Consider the following 19,700-nt stretch of genomic DNA (forward strand, 5'->3'; position numbering starts at 1 on the left):
GGCCCGCCGAGGATCGAAAAGGCTTCGACTGCGACGTAATGCCCTGATAGGGATGACCACATGGCTCTTGAGACGCGTGTATTGCAGGCGAATGAGTGGGATGTCTGGTACGAGCAGCTGGAACTGGCGTTCGGCGGTGTGCCGGAATCGCCCCAGGAGAAGGAACTCTACAAGTCACTGACCGAGGCGGAACGTTCACTCGCTGTCTGGGACGGTGGAACCTGCGTCGGCTCGGCCGGTGCCTTCAGCTTCCGGCTGTCGGTGCCGGGCGGTGCGGTCGTCCCGGCGGCCGGGGTCACGATGGTGGGCGTCTCCCCCACCCACCGCAGGCGCGGGGTGCTCACCTCCCTGATGCGCCGCCAGCTGGACGACATCCGCGCGGGCGGCGAGTCGCTCGCCGTGCTGACCGCCTCGGAGCCCGCGATCTACGGACGGTTCGGCTACGGCACGGCGACGTACGCGCTCTCCGTCGAGATCGACACGGCCCGGGTACGGCTGGACGTGCCGCCGGGTACCGGGGAGGTGCGGCTGCGGCTCGCCGATCCGCAGGAGTCGCTGGCCGCCTGCGAGCGGGTCTACGCCGCGCTGGTCCCGGGGCGGCCCGGGATGACCGCCCGGCAGCCGGGCTGGGAGCGGCAGGGGCTGCTGGACCCGGAGTCGATGCGCGGCGGGGGCTCCCCGCTGATGTGCGTGCTCGCCGAGGGCGCGGACGGCGAGGTGACCGGGTACGCCCGCTACCGGGTCAAGGCCGACTGGGCGGGGACCGGATCGGCCGGCACGGTCGAGATGACCGAGCTGAACGCGCTCGACCCGGCGTCGTACGCGGCGCTGTGGCGCTACCTCTTCGAGATCGACCTGACCTGGACCGTCCGGGCCTTCCGGCGGCCCGCCGACGACGCGGTGCTCCACCTGGTCAGCGACATCCGGCGCGCGCGGGCGTGCACGCGGGACTCGCTCCACCTGCGGCTGGTGGAGCTGGCGGGGGCGCTGGAGGCGCGGTCGTACGCGGCTGCGGTGGACGTGGTCCTGGAGGTCGAGGACGCCTTCTGCCCGTGGAACGAGGGGCGGTGGCGGCTGACCTCCGACCCGAAGGGCGGCGCCTCCTGCGTCCGGACCGCCGACCCGGCGGATCTGGAGCTGTCGGTCCGGGAGCTCGGCTCGGCCTATCTGGGCGGGATCACGCTGACCTCCCTCGCCGCGGCCGGCCGGGTGCGCGAGCTGCGTCCGGGCGCCCTGGCGGAGACCTCCCGCGCCTTCGCCGGCGAGGTGGCCCCCTGGCTGGCGCACGGCTTCTAGGGCAACCTTCGCCCCGTCGTCGAAGGAGCGCCGGAAAGCTCCGCCGGGCCCGTCGGCGTCCGGGGCGGGGGTCAGCGGGTCTGGCAGGACGGGCACCAGAAGAGGTTGCGGGCGGCGAGTCCGGCGGTGCGGATCTCGCTCCCGCAGAGGTGGCAGGGCAGATCGGCCCGGCGGTAGACGTAGACCTCGCCGCCGTGGTCGTCCACCCGGGGCGGGCGGCCCATGGCCTCGGGCGTGTGCTCGTCGCGGACGGTGTCGATCCGGTTGTTCCGGACGCCCTCGCGCATCAGCCCGGCCAGGTCGAGCCAGATCGCGTCCCACTCGGCCCGGGTGAGGTCCCGGCCCGCCCGGTACGGGGCGATGCCGTGGCGGAAGAGCACCTCGGCGCGGTAGATGTTGCCGACGCCCGCGATGATCTTCTGGTCCATCAGCAGGGCGGCGACGGTGGTGCGCGAGCGGGAGATCCGGGCCCAGGCCCGGTCGGGGTCGGCGTCCGGGCGCAGCGGGTCGGGGCCGAGCCGGTCGTGGACCGCCTTCTTCTCGCCCTCGCCGATCAGCGCGCAGGTGGTGGGGCCGCGCAGGTCGGCGTAGTGCTCCGGGGTGAGCAGCCGGAGCCGGACGGTGTCGGCGGCGGGCGGCGCGGGGGCCGTACCGAAGCCGAGTTTGCCGAAGAGGCCGAGGTGGATGTGGACCCAGGCGTCGCCCAGCTCCAGGAAGAGGTGCTTGCCGTGTGCCTCGGCACTCTCCAGGGTGCGGCCGTCGAGCAGGGCCGCGCTCCCGGCGAACCGGCCCTGCGGGCTGCTCACCCGGGTGACCCGGCCGGCGAACCGTGCGGTGTGGTCCTGGGCGAGACGGTGGATCGTATGCCCCTCGGGCACGGCGCGGCTCCTCGGCGGGAGAACGGCCGCGCCGCCGGGGTGTCCCGGTGGCGCGGCCGGACGGGATCAGCCCTGCGGGTGGTGGGCGGGGATCGGCGGGAGGACGTGGGTCTCCTCGTAGTCCGACAGCATCTTGATGCGGCGCGTGTGGCGCTCCTCGTCGGAGTACGGGGTGGCCAGGAACGCCTCGACGAAGCTGACGGCCTCGTCCTGGGTGTGCATCCGGCCGCCGACGGAGATGACGTTGGCGTTGTTGTGCTCCCGGCCGAGCTGGGCGGTCCGCACGCTCCAGGCGAGGACGGCCCGGACGCCCTTGACCTTGTTCGCGGCGATCTGCTCGCCGTTGCCGGAGCCGCCGATCACGATGCCGAGGCTGTCGGCGTCGGCGGCGGTCCGCTCGGCGGCGCGCAGGCAGAACGGCGGGTAGTCGTCCACCGCGTCGTAGAGGTGGGGCCCGCAGTCGACGGGCTCGTGGCCGTTGTTCTTGAGCCAGTCCACGAGGTGGTTCTTGAGCTCGAAACCGGCATGGTCTGATCCGAGGTACACGCGCATGGGACGAGTGTGGCACGCCTCTTCCCGGCGGCCCCTGGTGACCCCCGGCGGGCCGTGGCCCGCCGGGGCGCCGCGTTACCGGGGGCGGGGTCAGCCGCGGCGGCCCGCCAGCTTCCAGGCGGCCGGCAGCACGCCCATGGCCAGCGCGGCCTTGAGCGCGTCGCCGATCAGGAAGGGGGTCAGGCCCGCCGCGACGGCGGCGGCCAGGGACATCCCGGTGGCGGCCATCAGGTAGGGCACGCCCACCGCGTAGATCACGGCGGAGCCGAGGGCCATCGTGGCCGCCGTCCGCACGGCCGAGCGGTCGGCGCCGCGCCGGGCGAGGGCGCCGACCAGGGTGGCGGCCAGCAGCATGCCGAGGACGTAGCCGAAGGAGGCGCCGCCCGCGCCGGAGGTCCCGTTCGCGAACCACGGCACCCCGGCCATGCCGACGAGGGCGTACAGGGCGAGCGCGAGGAAGCCGCGGCGGGCGCCGAAGGCGGTGCCGACGAGCAGGGCGGCGAAGGTCTGGCCGGTGACCGGGACCGGGGAGCCGGGGACGGGCACGGCGATCTGCGCGGCGAGACCGGTGAGCGCGGCTCCGCCGGCGACGAGCACGAGGTCGCGGACGCGGCTCGCGGGCAGCAGGTCGGCGAGGACGGCGCCGGGCCGGAAGGAGACGGAAGCAGTGCTCATCGGGGGCTCCGCGAGATCGTGGTGACAGGACGGTCCCGTCCGGCGAGCGGCCCGGCGGGGGCCCGCGGGAGTGCCGTGGGGGCCGGAAGACCGGGGGGACACCGTGACGTTAGTCCGCGGTCCGCCGCCGTCCCACCGTCACCCGGGACAAACCCGCACTCCCCCGCTTGGTGGGGACCCGACAAAGATCGCGGTTCACACCTGACGTGGCGTGATCCGCGTCACGGGGAAGATCCGACCACACGTCCGTTTTGCGTGCGTGGGCGCCGCTCGGCGAGACTGTAGGTTCCCGCCAATCACCCGCGAAGCCCCCGCCCCCTGCCCGAACGAGAGTACGAGCACTCCTCATGCGCGACCGCCTGCCCGACGCACCTCCCCCGACGGCCGACCTGCCCGCGGAACCCCTGAGCCACAGCCTCAAGCAGCGCCATCTGACCATGCTGGGGCTCGGCGGAGTGATCGGCGCCGGGCTCTTCGTCGGCTCCGGCGCCGGGATCACCCTGGCCGGACCCGCGATCGTCTGCTCGTACCTGCTGGCCGGCGCGCTCGCGATGCTGGTGATGCGGATGCTCGGCGAGATGTCCGCCGCGATGCCCGCCTCCGGCTCCTTCTCCGTGCACGCGGAACGGGCGCTCGGGCGGTGGGCCGGGTTCTCGGTGGGCTGGCTGTACTGGTTCCTGCTGGTCGTGGTGCTCGCCGTCGAGGCGACCGGGGCGGCGAAGATCGCGAACGGCTGGCTCCCGGCGGTGGACCAGTGGCTCTGGGTGCTGATCTTCATGGTGGTCTTCACCGTCGCCAACCTGGCCGCCGTGCGGAACTTCGGCGAGTTCGAGTTCTGGTTCGCCGCCCTGAAGGTCGGCGCGATCGTGCTCTTCCTGATCCTGGGCACGCTGGCCGTCTTCGGGCTGCTCCCGGACACCGAACCGGTGGGCCTGGCCAATCTGACCGGGCAGGGCGGCTTCGCCCCCCACGGCGTCGCCGGTGTGGTCGCCGGCCTGCTCGCCGTGATCTTCGCCTTCGGCGGCCTGGAGGTCGTCACCATCGCGGCGGCCGAGTCGGACGACCCGGCCCGCTCCGTGGCCCGCGCGGTGCGCAGCGCCGTGTGGCGCATCCTCTTCTTCTACGTCGGCTCGATGCTGGTCATCGTGACCCTGCTGCCCTGGCAGTCGATGCTGCCCGGCGTCAGCCCGTACGTGGCCGTCCTCGACTCGATCGGCATCCCCGCGGCCGGGCAGATCATGAACATCGTGGTCTTCGTGGCGCTGCTGTCGGCGCTCAACGCCAATCTGTACGGGTCCTCGCGCATGGTGTTCTCGCTGGCGGAGCGGAAGGAGGCGCCGACGGCGCTGCTGAAGGTCTCGCGGGGCGGGGTCCCGCGCCGGGCGGTGTTCGCCTCGGTGGTCTTCGGTTTCGCCTCGGTGGTGCTGAACCTGCTCTGGCCCGACACGGTCTTCCTCTACCTGCTCAACGCGGTGGGCGCGGTGCTGCTGTTCGTGTGGGCGCTGATCGCGGTCTCGCAGCTGAGGCTGCGCGGCAGGATCGAGCGGGAGATGCCGGAGCGGCTGACGTTGCGGATGTGGTGCTTCCCGTACCTGACCTGGGCCGCGCTGGTGGCCATGGCGGTGGTCCTGGTGCTGATGCTGTTCGACGACGCGGCCCGGCCGCAGCTGCTGTGGTCGACGGGGGCGGCCGGGGCGGTGCTGGCGGTGGCGGGCCTGCGCGAGCTCCGGGCCCGCCGGGCCGGGCGGAAGCGGGCGGGCGAGCCGGACGGGGCGGGGCCGCAGGGCCGGGCCGGCTGACCCCGCCGGGGGCGGATGATCACGTCCGGTGAGCCGGATGTCCGGATGCTGGACGACAAGTGTCCGATAAACGGACGGTAGGCAGACTGGGACACCTCACCCCGTCTCCCCGCACACCGGACAGGCATCCCTCGATGAGCCAGAGCACCCTGACCCCGCCCGGCCGGCCCGCGCCGTCACCGCCCGGCGCCGGCTCCCCCCTCGGCAACGGACTGAAGCAGCGCCACCTCTCGATGATCGCCCTCGGCGGGGTCATCGGCGCCGGACTCTTCGTCGGCTCCGGCGCCGGCATCGCCGCCGCGGGACCGTCGATCGTGCTCGCGTACGCCGCCTCCGGGCTGCTCGTCATGTGCGTGATGCGGATGCTCGGCGAGATGTCCGCCGCCAACCCCTCCTCCGGCTCCTTCTCCGTGCACGCGGAGCGGGCCATCGGCCCGTGGGCCGGGTTCACGGCGGGCTGGATGTTCTGGACGCTGCTCTGCGTGGGCGTCGCCATCGAGGCGATCGGCGCGGCGCACATCATGACGGGCTGGTTCCCGGGCACCCCCTCCTGGATGTGGGTGCTGGTCTTCATGGCCCTCTTCTGCGGTTCCAACCTGGCCGCCGTCTCGCACTTCGGCGAGTTCGAGTTCTGGTTCTCCGCCCTGAAGGTCGGCGCCATCGCGCTCTTCCTGGGGCTGGGCGTGCTCGCCGTCCTCGGCCTGCTGCCCGGCACCGCCTCCCCCGGCGCCGCCCACCTCGCCCCCGACGGCGGCTTCCTCCCCAACGGGATGGACGGCCTGCTCATCGGCGTCCTGGCCTCGGTCGTCGCGTACGGCGGCCTGGAGACGGTGACGATCGCCGCCGCCGAGTCCGACGACCCCGTCAAGGGCGTGGCCAGGGCCGTGCGGACCACCATGTGGCGGATCGCCGTCGTCTACGTCGGCTCCATGCTGGTCATCGTCACCCTGCTGCCGTGGAACGACCCGGCCGTCACCGCGCAGGGCCCGTACGCCGCGACCCTGGACCGCCTGGGCATCCCCGCGGCCGGCGAGATCATGAACGTGGTCATCCTGATCGCCCTGCTCTCCGCGATGAACGCCAACATCTACGGCTCCTCCCGGATGGCCTACTCCCTCGTCTCCCGCGGCCAGGGCCCCCGGGCGCTGGCCAAGGTCACCGGCCGGGTGCCGCGCCGGGCCGTGCTGGCCTCCTGCGGCTTCGGTTTCGTCACCGTGCTGCTCTCGTACTGGTACCCGGACACCCTCTTCGCCTGGCTGCTCAACATGGTCGGCGGGGTGATCCTGATCGTCTGGGGCTTCACCGCCGTCTCGCAGCTCGTGCTGCGCCGCAGGCTGGAGCGGGAGGCGCCGGGCACGCTGGTCGTGCGGATGTGGTGCTTCCCGTACCTGACCTGGGTGGCGCTGGCCGGGGTGGCCGGGGTCCTGGTGCTGATGGCCGTGGGCGACGACACGCGCGTCCAGCTGGTCTTCACCGGCGGGCTGGCGCTCGCCCTCGCGGCGACCGGCTGGGCGATCCAGCGCCGGGCCGCCGCCCGGACCTGACGGACCGGCGGCACGGAGCAAGGAGGCGGGTCCCGCGCACCGGCGCGGGACCCGCCTCCTTGCGTGCTTCCTCCGCGCTTCTCCCGTGCTTCCCGCGCACTTCCCCCGTGCTTCCCCCGTACTTCTCCCCACTTCTCCGCGCGTTCTTCGTGAGGTGACCCTTACATGCGGAGGGGAATACCTACTGCTAGCGTGCAGTTGCGCATTAATTGCAATAAGCAGTTGGCACGCTGAGGGGACCGGACACACGCATGGCCATCTACACGCTTCCTGAGCTTCCTTACGACTACGCGGCGCTGGAGCCGGTGATCAACCCGCAGATCATCGAACTCCACCACGACAAGCACCACGCGGCCTACGTGGCGGGCGCCAACACCACGCTGGAACAGCTGGAGGAGGCGCGCGCCAAGGAGAACTGGGGCGCGCTCAACGGCCTGGAGAAGAACCTCGCGTTCCACCTCTCCGGTCACATCCTGCACAGCATCTACTGGCACAACATGGCCAGCCCGAAGACCGGCGAGGGCGGTGGCACCCCGGACGAGAAGGACGGTCTGGGCGACCTGCCGGCCGCGATCACCGAGTCCTTCGGCTCCTTCGCCGCCTTCAAGAAGCAGCTGACCTTCGCCTCCTCCGCGACCCAGGGCTCCGGCTGGGGCGTGCTCGCGTACGAGCCCATCAGCGGCCGTCTGATCGTCGAGCAGGTCTACGACCACCAGGGCAACGTGGGCCAGGCGTCGGTGCCGGTGCTGGTCTTCGACGCGTGGGAGCACGCGTTCTACCTTCAGTACAAGAACCAGAAGGTGGACTTCATCGAGGCGATGTGGAACGTCGTCAACTGGCAGGACGTGGCCAAGCGCTACGCCGACGCCAAGGCGAACACCCCGCTGCTGATCCCCGCGCAGGGCTGACCGCCCCCACCAGCCCGTCCGTCTCGTGATCGTCTTCTCAACCTTCACCTGCGGGCGTGTCCACCGGAAGGCCCCCACGAGGACGTGACTCGTGGGGGCCTTCCGTCGTGCCCGGCGCGCCCGGACGTGCGGTGCGCCCAGGGGCGCACCGCGGGGGGCCTCACTCGAAGCTGGGGCCCTGGGTGCGGGTGCGCTTGATCTCGTAGAAGCCGGGGGTGGAGGCGACCAGCAGGGTGCCGTCCCACAGCCGGGCGGCGGCCTCGCCGCGCGGGGCCGGGGTGACGACCGGGCCGAAGAAGGCCACCTCCTCGCCGTCGGCGCCGGGCACGGAGATCACCGGGGTGCCGACCTCCTGGCCGACGCGCTCGATGCCCTCGCTGTGGGAGGCGCGCAGCACCGTGTCGTACTCGTCGGACTCCGCGTAGTCGATCAGCTCGGCCGGCAGGCCCGCCTCGGCCAGCGCCTCGGCGACGGCTTCGAGGCTGCCGCCCTTGCCCTCGTTGTGGATCTTGGTGCCGAGGGCGGTGTACAGCTTGCCGGTGATCTCCTGGCCGTACTTCTGCTGGGCGGCGGTGACCACGCGGACCGGGATGAGGGCCTTGGGGCCGAGCATCTCGCGGTAGAACTCGGGGAGTTCGTCGAGCTTGTTCTCGTTCAGCACGTTGAGGCTCATCACGTGCCAGCGGACCTCGATGTCGCGGACCTTCTCGACCTCGACCATCCAGCGGGAGGTCATCCAGGCCCAAGGGCAGAGCGGGTCGAACCAGAAGTCGACGGGGGTCTTCGCGCTCACCTGGGTGTCGGTCATGTCTCTCCTCCACGGGGAAAAAGGCATCACTGGGGTCACGTTCTCCGTCGCCAACCAGGCCGGGGTCGCGCACATTCCCCCCATGGGAGGATTCGTCAGAAGAACGAGATCACGCACGAAGGAGTGCACGTGCCCGGAGAGAATCTGTCCCGCGACGAGGCCCGCGAGCGGGCCGAGCTGCTGTCCGTCGACGGGTACGAGGTCACCCTCGACCTGCGGTCCGCCGTGGACCAGGACGAGCCGGCCGAGGGTCCCCGTACCTTCCGTTCGGTGACCACCGTCCGCTTCCGGGCGGCGACCCCCGGTGCGGCCACGTTCGCGGACCTGATCGCCCCCTCGGTGAACGCCGTGACCCTGAACGGGCGCGCCCTCGACACCGCCGCCGTCTTCGACGGGACCCGGATCGCCCTGGACGGGCTGGCCTCCGAGAACGTCCTGGTCGTGGACGCGAACTGCGCGTACAGCCGGACCGGCGAGGGCATGCACCGCTTCGTCGACCCGGAGGACGGCGAGGTCTACCTCTACACCCAGTACGAGCCGGCGGACGCCCGCCGGGTCTACGCGAACTTCGAGCAGCCGGACCTGAAGGCCCCCTACCGCTTCGAGGTGACCGCGCCCGAGCGGTGGCGGGTGTGGAGCAACGGCGCCGAGGAGTCCCGCGAGGGAGGGACCTGGCGGTTCGCCGAGACCGCGCCGATCTCCACCTACATCACCTGTGTGGTGGCGGGCCCGTACCACTACGTGACGGACACCTACACGCGCGGGAGCCTGACGATCCCGCTGGGCGCGATGTGCCGCAAGGGGCTGGCGAAGCACTTCGACGCCGATGACGTCTTCCTCGTCACCAAGCAGGGCTTCGACTTCTTCCACGAGCACTTCGACTACCCGTACCCCTTCGGCAAGTACGACCAGGCCTTCGTGCCGGAGTACAACCTCGGCGCCATGGAGAACCCGGGGATGGTGACCTTCCGGGAGGAGTACATCTTCCGCGGCAAGGTCACCAAGGCCGCCTACGAGCGCCGCTCCAACACGATCCTGCACGAGATGGCGCACATGTGGTTCGGCGACCTGGTCACCATGAAGTGGTGGGACGACCTGTGGCTGAAGGAGTCCTTCGCGGACTACATGGGCTCCTTCGCACAGGCCGGGGCGACCCGTTTCGAGAACGCGTGGGTCACCTTCGCCAACAGCCGCAAGGCGTGGGCGTACCGGACCGACCAACTCCCCTCCACCCACCCCGTCACGGCCGACATCCGTGACCTGGAGGACGCGAAGCTGAACTTCGACGGCATCACGTACGCCAAGGGCGCGGCGGTGCTCAAGCAGCTCGTCGCCTACGCGGGGCAGGACGCCTTCCTGGAGGGCGCCCGCCGCTACTTCAAGGCCAACGCGTACGGGAACACCACCCTGGACGACCTGCTGTCGGTACTCGCGGAGGTCTCCGGGCGGGACATGGCCACCTGGTCGCGGGCCTGGCTCCAGACGGCGGGCGTGAACGTGCTGACGCCCGTGGTGACCCACGACGCGGGCGGTCGCGTGACGGAGCTGGCGGTGGTCCAGGAGGGCGACGAGCTGCGCCCGCACCGGATCGCGATCGGCCTGTACCGGGTGGAGGCGGACGGCTCCCTGGTCCGCTACGCGCGGGCCGAGGCGGACGTGGCCGGGGCCCGGACCGTGGTCGCGGAGCTGGCGGGGCACGAGCGGCCCGACCTGGTGCTGGTCAACGACGACGACCTCTCCTACTGCAAGGTCCGCTTCGACGAGGGCTCGCTGGCCACCCTCCGGGCCCACCTGGGCGACATCACGGCCCCGCTGCCGCGGGCGCTGTGCTGGTCGGCGCTGTGGAACCTGACGCGGGACGGCCTGATGCCGGCGCGCGACTTCGTCTCGCTGGTGCTGACCCACGCGGGCCGGGAGACGGAGGTCGGCGTCCTGGAGATGCTGCACACGCAGTCGCTGAGCGCGGTCACCCACTACGCGGCGCCGCACTGGCGCGAGCAGGGCGGCCGGGAGCTGGCGGCGGGCGCGCTGCGCGAGCTGCGGCTGGCCGGGCCGGGATCGGAGCACCAGCTGGCCTGGGCCCGCTTCTTCGCGGCGGGCGCGGCGACGGACGCCGACTTCCAGCTGCTGCTGGGGCTGCTGGAGGGGACGGCCCGGATCGACGGGCTGGAGATCGAGCAGGAGCTGCGCTGGAGCCTCCTGCGCCCGCTGGCCGCGCACGGGGTGGTGGGCGAGGAGGCGATCGCCGCCGAGCTGGCGCGCGACGACACGGCTTCGGGCAAGCGGCACCAGGTGCGCTGCCTGGCGGCGCGGCCGTCCGCGGCGGTCAAGGACCAGGCGTGGGCGGCGGTCGTCGAGTCGGACGCCCTGTCCAACGCGCTGGTGGAGGCGACGATCGCGGGCATGCAGCAGCCCTCGCAGCGGGCCCTGCTGGCCCCGTACACCGAGCGCTACTTCGCGGCGATCGAGCGGATCTGGGCGGACCGGTCGATCCAGATCGGGATGGACGTGGTGCGGGGGCTGTACCCCTCGCTACAGGACGACGAGTCCACGCTGGCGGCGACGGACGCCTGGCTCGCGGCCCACGCGGACGCGGCCCCGGCCCTGCGCCGCCTGGTCCTCGAATCCCGCGACGACCTGGCCCGCGCCCTGCGCGCCCAGGTCTGCGACGCGGCGGCGGGCTGACCCCCGCCCCCCGGGGCCGCCGCCGGTCCGGGCTCCGGCCCGGCGGCGGCCGGGGGCCGGAAGGACGGCGGCGGGCGGGGGCCGGGCGGTGGTGTGGCCGGGGGCGGTGGTGTGGCCGGGCGGTGGCGAAACGATTCGGCGCACGGTCCGCCCCGGGCGCGGGCGAAACGATCCGGCAGCGGCTCCATTCGGCAGTCGAACGCGCGTACTTTAGCCCTGGCTTGTCACGGTTTGTCGACAGCCGTGTCACAGCGGTTCGCAAAGCCATGGCCTGAGGGAATCACCGCGTCATGAACCACGACGCACACCTCCCCCTCGCCCCTCTCCCCGCCACGCCCCTCCCCCTCGCGCACCCCACCGACGGCGGCCCCCGCGTGCTGACCCTCGCCCAGCTCCGCGCGCGGGGCCTCACCGCCGCCGACGCCGCCGGACGGTCCTGGCGGCAGCTCCTGCCCGGGGTCTTCCTGCTCCACGCGGGACCCGCGACCGGCGAGGAACGGCTGCACGCCGCGCTCCTCTACGCGGGACGCCGCCGCGGCGGCGACGAGCCGATGATCACGGGGCCGGCGGCGCTCGCGCTGTACCGGTTCGGCTCCGTACCCACGCTGCTCTCCCTCCCGTCCATCGACGTCCTCGTACCCGGCACCCGGCGGCTGCGTTCCGCCGGGGACGTGCGGATCGTCCGGGCCGCCACCCCGCCCCGCCCCGAACGGGTGGCCGGGCTGCCGGTGGCGCCCGTCGCGCGGGCCGTCGCCGACACCGTCGACCGGCTCCGCGACGCCACCGCCGTCCACCACCTGCTCGGCGAGGCCGTACGCGGCGGGCACTGCGAGGCCGGCGCCGTGGTGCGGGAGCTGACGGCGGCCCGGCTGCTGGGCCGCCCGTACGTGGTGGACGCCGTCGAGTCGCTCCTCGCGGAGAGCCGCGCCGTCGCCGAGGACCGGCTGTACCAGCTCGTACGGGGCTACGGGCTGCCCGAGCCGGTCTGGAACGCGGACCTGCGACTGCCCGGCGGCCCGTACCTCGGCGGGGTCGACGCGTACTGGCCCGAGCGGGCCGTCGCCGTGGAGATCGACACCCGGGGCCCACGGGAGGACGGGACCGGGGACGAGCGGTGGTCCGAGTCCGCCCGCAAGCTGGAGTCCCTGGAACGGCTCGGGGTGACCCTCGTCCACCTCACCCCGCGCAAGCTCCGGGACTGGCCCGAGCAGCAGGCCGCGGTCCTGCGGACCGCCCTGACGGCCGCCGCCGGGAACGAGTGCGCCGCCCACCTGATCGTCCTCCCCCGGTGAGCGGCGGTGCGCCCCGGCCCGGACCGGACCGCTCCCGTCACCCCTCCCGCCACCTCTGCGCCCGTCGCCTCCTGCGCGGCCCCGCTACCACCACCGCGAGGGCTCCGGCGAGGGCGGGACCGGGTTGGCCGGGGAGTACTCCGGGGCGCTCCAGCGCAGCCGTCCCGGGTGCAGGCTCTCCCTCACCGACTCCACCCGGAAGCGGACGCCCCGGCCGCCGTCCGCCCCGCACTCCGTGCGGGCCCGGCCGCTGAGCTGGAGCACCGCCCCGCTCTCCCAGTCGGGGAAGAGCAGCCCGGCCCGCGGGTCGGTGGCCAGGTTCCCCAGGGTCAGGAACATGGCGTTGCCCGGGTAGTCCGGCCAGAACAGCTCCACGGGCGAGACCACCTCCACGAAGCCCGGCATCCCGCCCCGGTGGCTGGCGTCGGCCCCCTCGCCGGGCGCGGTGGTGGCGACGAAGAAGGTGTCGGCGGCGCGGACGGCCCGCTCCTGGCCGGGGGTGAGCGCGTACCCGCGCCGCAGCACACCGGCCCCTTCGGGGACGGGGCCGAGCGGCCGGCGCTTCTGGAGGTACTTCGGGCAGTTGGAGAAGACCTCCCGCGCCGCGACGGCGAAGCCGCCGGGGACGGGGACAGGGTCGACGAGGCCGTTCAGCCGCATCCGGCGCCGGGTGCGCGGGTCGAGGGCGAGGGTCCCGACCGGGGTCCCGGCGGTGGCCAGGGCCCGCGCGAGCGGGTCCCCGGCCGGCAGCCCGCCGGTGACCGTCATCCGGTCCGGCGCGGTGGCCCGTACAAAACCGGGTGCCCCGGTGAGCAGCGAGGCCCACAGCTGTCCCTCGGGGTCGGCGGCGCCGACGACCAGGTGGGGCTGGAGCGCCAGGAAGGCCGCGGCCACCTCCCGGATGCCGGCGCCCACCGAGCGGCCGACGCGCTCGGCGGGCCCGCGGACCCCGACCCGCTCCTGAACGGCCGGCGAGCCCCGGTGGTAGACGGGTTTCATCAGAAGAATCCGCAGGCCGGGGCCCCAGGGACGGGGGCGGGCGCGTCTTCGGCACCGGCCGGGACGGAGATCTCCAGACGGGTCCCGTCGGGGTCGTGGAAGAAGATGCCGCCGGAGGCCGCGCCCTCGGCGTGGGCCACGACGCCCTCGTAGGCGAAGGGGACGCCGAGCGCGCGCAGCCGTGCCTCGTAGGCCCGGACGTCCTCGATGTCCCCGGCCGTCAGGGCCAGGTGGTGGAGTCCGGCCGAGGCCGGGGCGTAGCCGCCGTCGGCCTGCTGCCAGAGGGTGAGGACGAGCGTGCCGTCCTGGCCGAGGAAGGCGTAGCGGCGGTCCCCCTCGGCGCCGCCCTCCTCCAGGACCTGGAAGCCGAGGGCGCCTTGGTAGAAGGCGAGCGAGCGGGCCAGATCGGTGACGTTGAGGCCCACGTGGCCGGTGCGGAGCGGGCTGATGGCGGCAGCCGTCATGACAGGTTCCTTCCCCCCAGAGGTTCCCGGACGCCCCAGATGTTCCTGGACCTCCGGAGATCTAACCTTCTAAATGGAGATTAGGGGTTAGTAATCGACGCGTCAACCGGTCACGTACCCTTGAGGGGTTAGCAGAACGTGAGAAAGTGCGGAGAGATGACGGCGGCGGACCCACGACCCCTGACCGGCGAGCCGATCGCCCTGGACCTGCTGAACACCCGCTGGCTGATGGACGGCGAGCCGCAGGACCTCTTCGCCGGAGCCGCCGGGCTGACCCGCCTGGAAGGGCTCGCGGTCTGGCTGGAGAGCGCCGGTCTGGCCGGTCGTTCCCGGGCCGACGCCCCGACCCTCGTCCACCTGCTGACCGCCCGCGAGGCGCTGTCCCGCGCGGTCGCGGACCCGGCGGACGGGAGCGCCCGCGCCCTGGTCGACGCCGTACTGGAGCACGGCCGCATCCGCGCCACCCTCACCGCCGAAGGCCCCGGCGAGCGGGCCGAGTTCGCCGACCCGGCCTGGGGCCCGGCCTGGACGGCGGCGTACGACTACCTCGGCCTGCTGGGCGCGACGCCCGAGCGCATCCGCGCGTGCGCCTCCGACCACTGCGTCCTGCGGTTCTACGACGTCTCGCGCAACGGCACCCGGCGCTGGTGCTCGATGGCGATCTGCGGCAACCGGGCGAAGGCGTCGCGTCACTACGCGCGCACGCGCGAGCGCTGAGCGAGCGGAATCCGTCACACCCGTCCCTGACGGAACTCCGCCCCGCCGTGGGCGCGTGGCGGGAAAGTCCACGGAACCACGGCTCCGGACCGGCGGTCTGCCCGGCCCTGCCCCGATAAGGGCGTACTGGCGGGTACTACGCGCTGGCGACTGTCCGCCATGTCAGGTCTCGGTCAAATACATCTCTCCCCAAAGAGCGGTCACTTGAGGAAGGCTGACCGGTCATCCGGCACCGAAATCCGGACCGTATCTTTCACTTATCCAGGGATGCTGATGACCCTCGAATCCCCCAGCTCCATATCCGGGGCCAGACGTGTCGCGCGCGTCGCGGCTGCCGCCGGCCTGGTCGCCGCCCTCGCGGCCACCTCCGCCGTGCCCGTCTTCGCGGCGACCGGCGCCACCGCGCCGGACGCCAACCCGGCGGTCAAGTCGGCCGAGCGCAAGCTCGGTTCGGCCGATGCCGAGCTGCTCCAGGAGGCGAAGGCCAAGGGTGACGCGACCGTCACCGTCATGGTCGCCACCGCCCCCGGCCAGACCCAGCAGGTGGCCCAGCAGCTCAAGGACGTCCAGGGCGCCTCGGTGGGCCAGACGTACGACAAGCTCGGCTACGTCCGCGCCACCCTGCCGACCGGCAAGGCCGAGGCCGCGCTGGCCGCGGCCGCCAAGCTGACCTCCGTGCACGGCATCGACCTGCGGCACGAGATCCAGCGGCCGGACCCGCGCCCCGACTCCGGCCAGGAGGCGGGCACGGCACAGACCCCCGCCCCCGGGAGCTACCCGGCCCCGGACCGCGACACCCCGGCGAAGAACCCGTACAACCCGTCCTTCGAGACCGGTTCGGTGGACTTCGTCGAGAACAACCCGCAGGCCGACGGCCGCGGCGTGACCATCGGCATCCTGGACTCGGGCGTCGACGTCGCCCACCCCGCGCTCCAGACCACCACCACCGGCGAGCGCAAGATCGTCGACTGGGTGACCGCGACCGACCCGGTCACGGACAACGACGCCACCTGGCGCGCCCAGATCACCCCGGTCACCACCGCGGGCGGCACCTTCACCGCGGGCGGCCAGAGCTGGAAGGCCCCCGAGGGCAGCTTCCAGTGGAGCCGCTTCAGCGAGTCGATCACCGCCAACGGTGACATGAAGGGCGACGTCAACCGGGACGGCGACACCGGCGACCGGTTCGGTCTGCTCTACGACCCGGTGGCCGGGACCGTCCGCGTCGACACCGACCAGAACGGCGACTTCACCGACAACGAGCCGATGAAGCCGTACAAGGACGGCTACCAGATCGGCTACTTCGGCACGGACAACCCCGCGACCGAGGTCGTCGACCGCATCCCCTTCGTCATCCAGATCCGCAAGGACGTCCCGATGGACGCCCTGGGCGGCGACTGGATCGGCAAGAAGGCCGACTTCGTCAACATCGGCATCATCGAGTCGGAGCACGGCACGCACGTCGCCGGCATCACCGCCGCCAACAGCCTCTTCGGCGGCCGGATGAACGGCCAGGCGCCCGGCGCGAAGCTCGTCTCCTCGCGCGCCTGCTCCTGGTCCGGCGGCTGCACCAACGTCGCGCTGACCGAGGGCATGATCGACCTCGTCGTCAACCGCGGTGTGGACATCGTCAACATGTCCATCGGCGGTCTGCCCGCGCTGAACGACGGCAACAACGCGCGCGCCGAGCTCTACAAGAACCTCATCGACACCTACGGTGTCCAGCTCGTCATCTCGGCGGGCAACGAGGGCCCCGGTGTCAACACCATCGGTGACCCCGCCCTCGCGGACAAGGTCATCTCCGTGGGCGCCTCGGTCTCCAAGGAGACCTGGGCCGCCAACTACGGCTCCGGTGTGGCCAAGCCGTACGGCATGTTCTCGTTCTCCTCGCGCGGCCCGCGTGAGGACGGCGGCTTCACGCCGACCCTCACCGCCCCCGGCGCGGCCATCAACACCACCCAGACCTGGCTGCCCGGCGGACCGGTCCGGGAGGCGGGCTACTCCCTGCCGGCCGGTTACTCCATGCTCCAGGGCACCTCGATGTCCTCGCCGCAGGCGGCGGGCGCCGGCGCCCTGCTGATCTCGGCCGCGAAGCAGCAGGGCATCGCTCTGACCCCGGCTACCCTGCGCATCGCGCTCACCAGCACCGCGAAGACGATCGACGGCGTCCCGGCGCACGCCCAGGGCGCGGGCCTCATCGACGTCGCCGCGGCGTGGGAGTCCGTCCAGAGCGATGCCAAGGCCAACGACTTCACCGTCAAGGCCCCGGTCGACACGGCGATCGACCAGTTCCTGAAGACCCCGGGCTTCGGCACCGGTCTCTACGACCGCGAGGGCGGCCTCAAGGCCGGTGACCGCAAGGTCTACGACGTCGTCGTCACCCGCACCACGGGCGTCAAGTACGGCACCCGGCACAACGTGAGCTGGCGCAGCAACGACGGAACGTTCCGCCTCCTGGGCGGCTACGACTACGTCACCCTGCCGCTGAACAAGCCCGTCACCCTGCGGGTCGAGGCGAAGCCCACGTCGGCCGGTGTCCACAGCGGCATTCTCCAGCTCGACGACCCGACCACCGAGGGCATCGACAAGCAGATCCTCTCCACGGTCGTCGTCGCCGACGCGCTGGCGCAGCCGTCGTACACGGTCTCCGACACCTCCTCGGTGCAGCGCAACAGCCACAAGTCGTACTTCGTCACCGTCCCGCAGGGCGCCAAGACCCTTGAGGTCGCCCTCGGCGGTCTCGCGGCGGGCAGCCAGACGCGCTTCATCTCGATCCACCCGTACGGCCTGGGTGTCGAGGACAGCGCGACGACGAAGTGCTACCCGAACTACGACAACCCGGCGAACACCTGCCGCCCCGACCTGCGCTCCTACACCGACCCGACCCCGGGCGTCTGGGAGATCGAGGTCGAGTCGCGCCGTACGTCGCCGCTGCTCGACAACCCGTACCGCCTCGACGTCTCGCTGCTCGGCGCGGCCTTCGACCCCGCGGTCAAGGTCCTGCCCGAGGTCCAGCAGGGCACCCCGGCGCCGGTCCAGTGGAACGTCAAGAACGAGGGCGCGGCCATCACCGGCGGCAAGCTCAAGGGCGGCCAGCTCGGCTCCGCGAAGGTCGACCGTCCGAGCATCGCGGTCAACGAGCGCAAGGCGTTCAACGTCACCCTCGGTGCGGGCGTCTCCCGCCTGGACGCCACCATCGGCAAGGTCTCCGACACGGCCGCCGACCTCGACCTTGAGGTCTACCGGGTGCTGAACGGTGCCCGGACCCTGGTCGGCTCCTCCGCCGACGGCGACTCCGAGGAGTCCGTGAGCCTGGTCAACCCGGCCGCGGGCGACTACGTCGTCGAGGTGATCGGCTACGCGATCCCGTCCGGCTCCACCGCCTACGACTACCGCGACGTGTTCTTCTCGACCTCCCTGGGCTCCGTCCAGGTCGACGAGAACGCCACGGTCAACCTCGCCGGCGGCGCCACCGCGCAGGTCTCGGCGAACGTGGTGGCCGGCAGCCCGGCCCCCGCGGGCCGGCAGTTCTTCGGCCAGGTCAGCCTGCTGAACGCCCGCGGCACCGCCGCCGGCACCGGCAACGTCCAGATCGAGAAGGTCCTCCCGTAACCGGGCAGACCCCACACCCCCGAGGGGGCGGCGCTCCGACGAGCCCCGCCCCTTCGGGCTTTCCCGGGGGCGGGTGAGGGGGCGCCGCTGTCCGAAGCCCCGGTCCAGCACCCGCCCCACCCCTTCGACCGCCCCACCTCTCCGGCGGCGCCGGGGGGGGGTGACGTGGGCGGTGTGGGACCGTCGTGAGGGTCCACATGCCGGACGGCGTCCGGTCCTCGGACAACGGATTGGACAATGCTCGTGGGGTCGAACGCATGATGGGCCCACGCGCGCCCGCGTCGTACGTAGCAGAAGGAGTCACCGTGAGGGTCGGAATCGTCGGAGCCACCGGTCAGGTAGGCGCAGTCATCCGCGGCATCCTCGCCGAGCGCAAGTTCCCGGTGGACGAGCTGCGGCTGTTCGCCTCCGCCCGCTCGGCGGGTTCGGTCCTGGAGTGGGAGGGCCGGGAGATCACCGTCGAGGACGCTTCCACCGCCGACTACTCCGGCCTGGACATCGTGCTCTTCTCCGCGGGCGGCGCCACCTCCAAGGCGCTGGCCGAGAAGGTCGCCGCGCAGGGCGCCGTCGTCATCGACAACTCCTCCGCCTGGCGCCGTGACCCCGAGGTGCCCCTCGTCGTCTCCGAGGTCAACCCGCACGCGGTCCGCAACCGCCCCAAGGGCATCATCGCGAACCCGAACTGCACCACCATGGCCGCGATGCCGGTGCTGCGCCCGCTCCACGACGAGGCCGGTCTGACCGCGCTGGTCGCCACCACCTACCAGGCCGTGTCCGGCTCGGGCGTGGCCGGTGTCGCCGAGCTCGACGGCCAGGTCAGGGCCGTCGCCGAGAACGCGACCGGGCTGGTCCACGACGGCGGGGCCGTCGACTTCCCCGAGCCGGGCGTCTACCGGCGGCCGATCGCCTTCAACGTCGTCCCGCTGGCGGGTTCGATCGTGGACGACGGCTCCTTCGAGAGCGACGAGGAGCAGAAGCTCCGCAACGAGTCCCGCAAGATCCTGGAGATCCCGGAGCTGAAGGTCTCGGGCACCTGCGTGCGCGTCCCGGTCTTCTCCGGCCACTCCCTCCAGGTCAACGCGCGCTTCGCGCGTCCGCTGAGCGTCGAGCGCGCGTACGAGCTGCTGAAGGACGCCCCGGGCGTCGAGCTCTCGGAGATCCCGACCCCGCTCCAGGCGGCCGGCAAGGACGCCTCGTACGTGGGCCGCATCCGCGCCGACGAGACGGCGGAGAACGGCCTCGCGCTCTTCCTCTCCAACGACAACCTCCGCAAGGGCGCGGCGCTGAACGCGGTCCAGATCGCGGAACTCGTGGCCGAGGAACTCCGCCAGGGCTGAGCCCCGGCACACGGACACATCTGAGGGGCGGGTACCTCCGGGTGCCCGTCCCTTCCCGCGTCCACCCGCCCTTCCCGCGTCAGGGCCACCCCGCGGGGGTCGGTGCGGGGGCGGCACGGCCGGCCCGCGGCGGCGGC

The 19,700-nt window shown here is 72.5% G+C and carries 15 protein-coding genes; 9 read left to right on the forward strand and 6 right to left on the reverse strand.

The window, feature by feature from the left end; translation table 11 throughout:
* The first annotated feature begins 60 nt into the window (after positions 1–60).
* Positions 61–1,296, forward strand: a complete 1,236-nt coding sequence (locus ACIA5F_RS04355) for a GNAT family N-acetyltransferase (protein ID WP_399348981.1) — start codon at positions 61–63, stop codon at positions 1,294–1,296.
* 71 nt (positions 1,297–1,367) lie between these two features.
* Here ACIA5F_RS04355 and ACIA5F_RS04360 read toward each other — a convergent pair whose 3' ends face one another.
* The 3 genes from ACIA5F_RS04360 to ACIA5F_RS04370 all read right to left on the reverse strand — a co-directional run bounded on the left by ACIA5F_RS04360 (position 1,368) and on the right by ACIA5F_RS04370 (position 3,401).
* On the reverse strand, positions 1,368–2,174 hold the full coding sequence (locus tag ACIA5F_RS04360) for an Fpg/Nei family DNA glycosylase (RefSeq protein WP_399348983.1): 807 nt from the start codon (positions 2,172–2,174) through the stop codon (positions 1,368–1,370).
* Positions 2,175–2,240: 66 nt separating this feature from the next.
* Positions 2,241–2,726, reverse strand: coding sequence for a ribose-5-phosphate isomerase (locus tag ACIA5F_RS04365; RefSeq protein WP_399348985.1), 486 nt, complete (start codon positions 2,724–2,726; stop codon positions 2,241–2,243).
* 90 nt (positions 2,727–2,816) lie between these two features.
* Positions 2,817–3,401: a biotin transporter BioY gene (locus ACIA5F_RS04370; protein ID WP_399348987.1), complete on the reverse strand. Its 585-nt coding sequence runs from the start codon at positions 3,399–3,401 to the stop codon at positions 2,817–2,819.
* Positions 3,402–3,748: 347 nt separating this feature from the next.
* Here ACIA5F_RS04370 and ACIA5F_RS04375 point away from each other — a divergent pair, with 347 nt between their 5' ends.
* The 3 genes from ACIA5F_RS04375 to ACIA5F_RS04385 all read left to right on the forward strand — a co-directional run bounded on the left by ACIA5F_RS04375 (position 3,749) and on the right by ACIA5F_RS04385 (position 7,652).
* A complete protein-coding gene (locus ACIA5F_RS04375) occupies positions 3,749–5,200 on the forward strand; it encodes an amino acid permease (protein WP_399348989.1) in 1,452 nt (483 codons plus the stop codon).
* 134 nt (positions 5,201–5,334) lie between these two features.
* The gene (locus tag ACIA5F_RS04380; protein WP_399348991.1) at positions 5,335–6,744 is read left to right on the forward strand and encodes an amino acid permease; all 1,410 of its coding nucleotides are present in this window, start codon (positions 5,335–5,337) and stop codon (positions 6,742–6,744) included.
* Between the two features lie 251 nt (positions 6,745–6,995).
* Entirely contained in the window at positions 6,996–7,652 is a 657-nt protein-coding gene (locus ACIA5F_RS04385; RefSeq protein ID WP_399348993.1) for a superoxide dismutase, read from the forward strand.
* 160 nt (positions 7,653–7,812) lie between these two features.
* On the opposite strand, the gene ACIA5F_RS04390 is transcribed toward ACIA5F_RS04385, so the two are convergent.
* The gene (locus ACIA5F_RS04390; RefSeq protein ID WP_399348995.1) at positions 7,813–8,460 is read right to left on the reverse strand and encodes a DsbA family protein; all 648 of its coding nucleotides are present in this window, start codon (positions 8,458–8,460) and stop codon (positions 7,813–7,815) included.
* Between the two features lie 129 nt (positions 8,461–8,589).
* On the opposite strand from ACIA5F_RS04390, the gene pepN reads away from it, so the two are divergent.
* Positions 8,590–11,145: an aminopeptidase N gene (gene pepN, locus ACIA5F_RS04395; RefSeq protein ID WP_399348997.1), complete on the forward strand. Its 2,556-nt coding sequence runs from the start codon at positions 8,590–8,592 to the stop codon at positions 11,143–11,145.
* A 290-nt stretch (positions 11,146–11,435) separates the two neighbouring features.
* Entirely contained in the window at positions 11,436–12,437 is a 1,002-nt protein-coding gene (locus ACIA5F_RS04400) for a hypothetical protein (protein WP_399348999.1), read from the forward strand.
* A gap of 84 nt (positions 12,438–12,521) precedes the next feature.
* Here ACIA5F_RS04400 and ACIA5F_RS04405 read toward each other — a convergent pair whose 3' ends face one another.
* Together ACIA5F_RS04405 and ACIA5F_RS04410 are read right to left on the reverse strand one after the other, a co-directional pair.
* Positions 12,522–13,436, reverse strand: coding sequence for a pyridoxamine 5'-phosphate oxidase family protein (locus ACIA5F_RS04405; RefSeq protein ID WP_399349001.1), 915 nt, complete (start codon positions 13,434–13,436; stop codon positions 12,522–12,524).
* Positions 13,436–13,900: a VOC family protein gene (locus tag ACIA5F_RS04410; RefSeq protein WP_399349003.1), complete on the reverse strand. Its 465-nt coding sequence runs from the start codon at positions 13,898–13,900 to the stop codon at positions 13,436–13,438. Before ACIA5F_RS04410 ends, ACIA5F_RS04405 begins: the two co-directional genes overlap by 1 nt.
* Before the next feature lie 156 nt (positions 13,901–14,056).
* Between ACIA5F_RS04410 and ACIA5F_RS04415 the strand changes: the two genes are divergently transcribed.
* The 3 genes from ACIA5F_RS04415 (at position 14,057) to ACIA5F_RS04425 (ending at position 19,563) form a co-directional block, all read left to right on the forward strand.
* Positions 14,057–14,617 carry a CGNR zinc finger domain-containing protein gene (locus ACIA5F_RS04415; protein WP_399349005.1) on the forward strand — a complete coding sequence of 187 codons (561 nt, stop codon included), beginning with the start codon at positions 14,057–14,059 and terminating at the stop codon, positions 14,615–14,617.
* A 273-nt stretch (positions 14,618–14,890) separates the two neighbouring features.
* Positions 14,891–18,226, forward strand: coding sequence for a S8 family serine peptidase (locus tag ACIA5F_RS04420; RefSeq protein WP_399349007.1), 3,336 nt, complete (start codon positions 14,891–14,893; stop codon positions 18,224–18,226).
* A 305-nt stretch (positions 18,227–18,531) separates the two neighbouring features.
* A complete protein-coding gene (locus ACIA5F_RS04425) occupies positions 18,532–19,563 on the forward strand; it encodes an aspartate-semialdehyde dehydrogenase (protein WP_399349009.1) in 1,032 nt (343 codons plus the stop codon).
* The last annotated feature ends 137 nt before the right edge of the window (positions 19,564–19,700 follow it).

Source organism: Streptomyces sp. NPDC051567 (assembly GCF_044454165.1).
Taxonomy (GTDB): domain Bacteria; phylum Actinomycetota; class Actinomycetes; order Streptomycetales; family Streptomycetaceae; genus Streptomyces.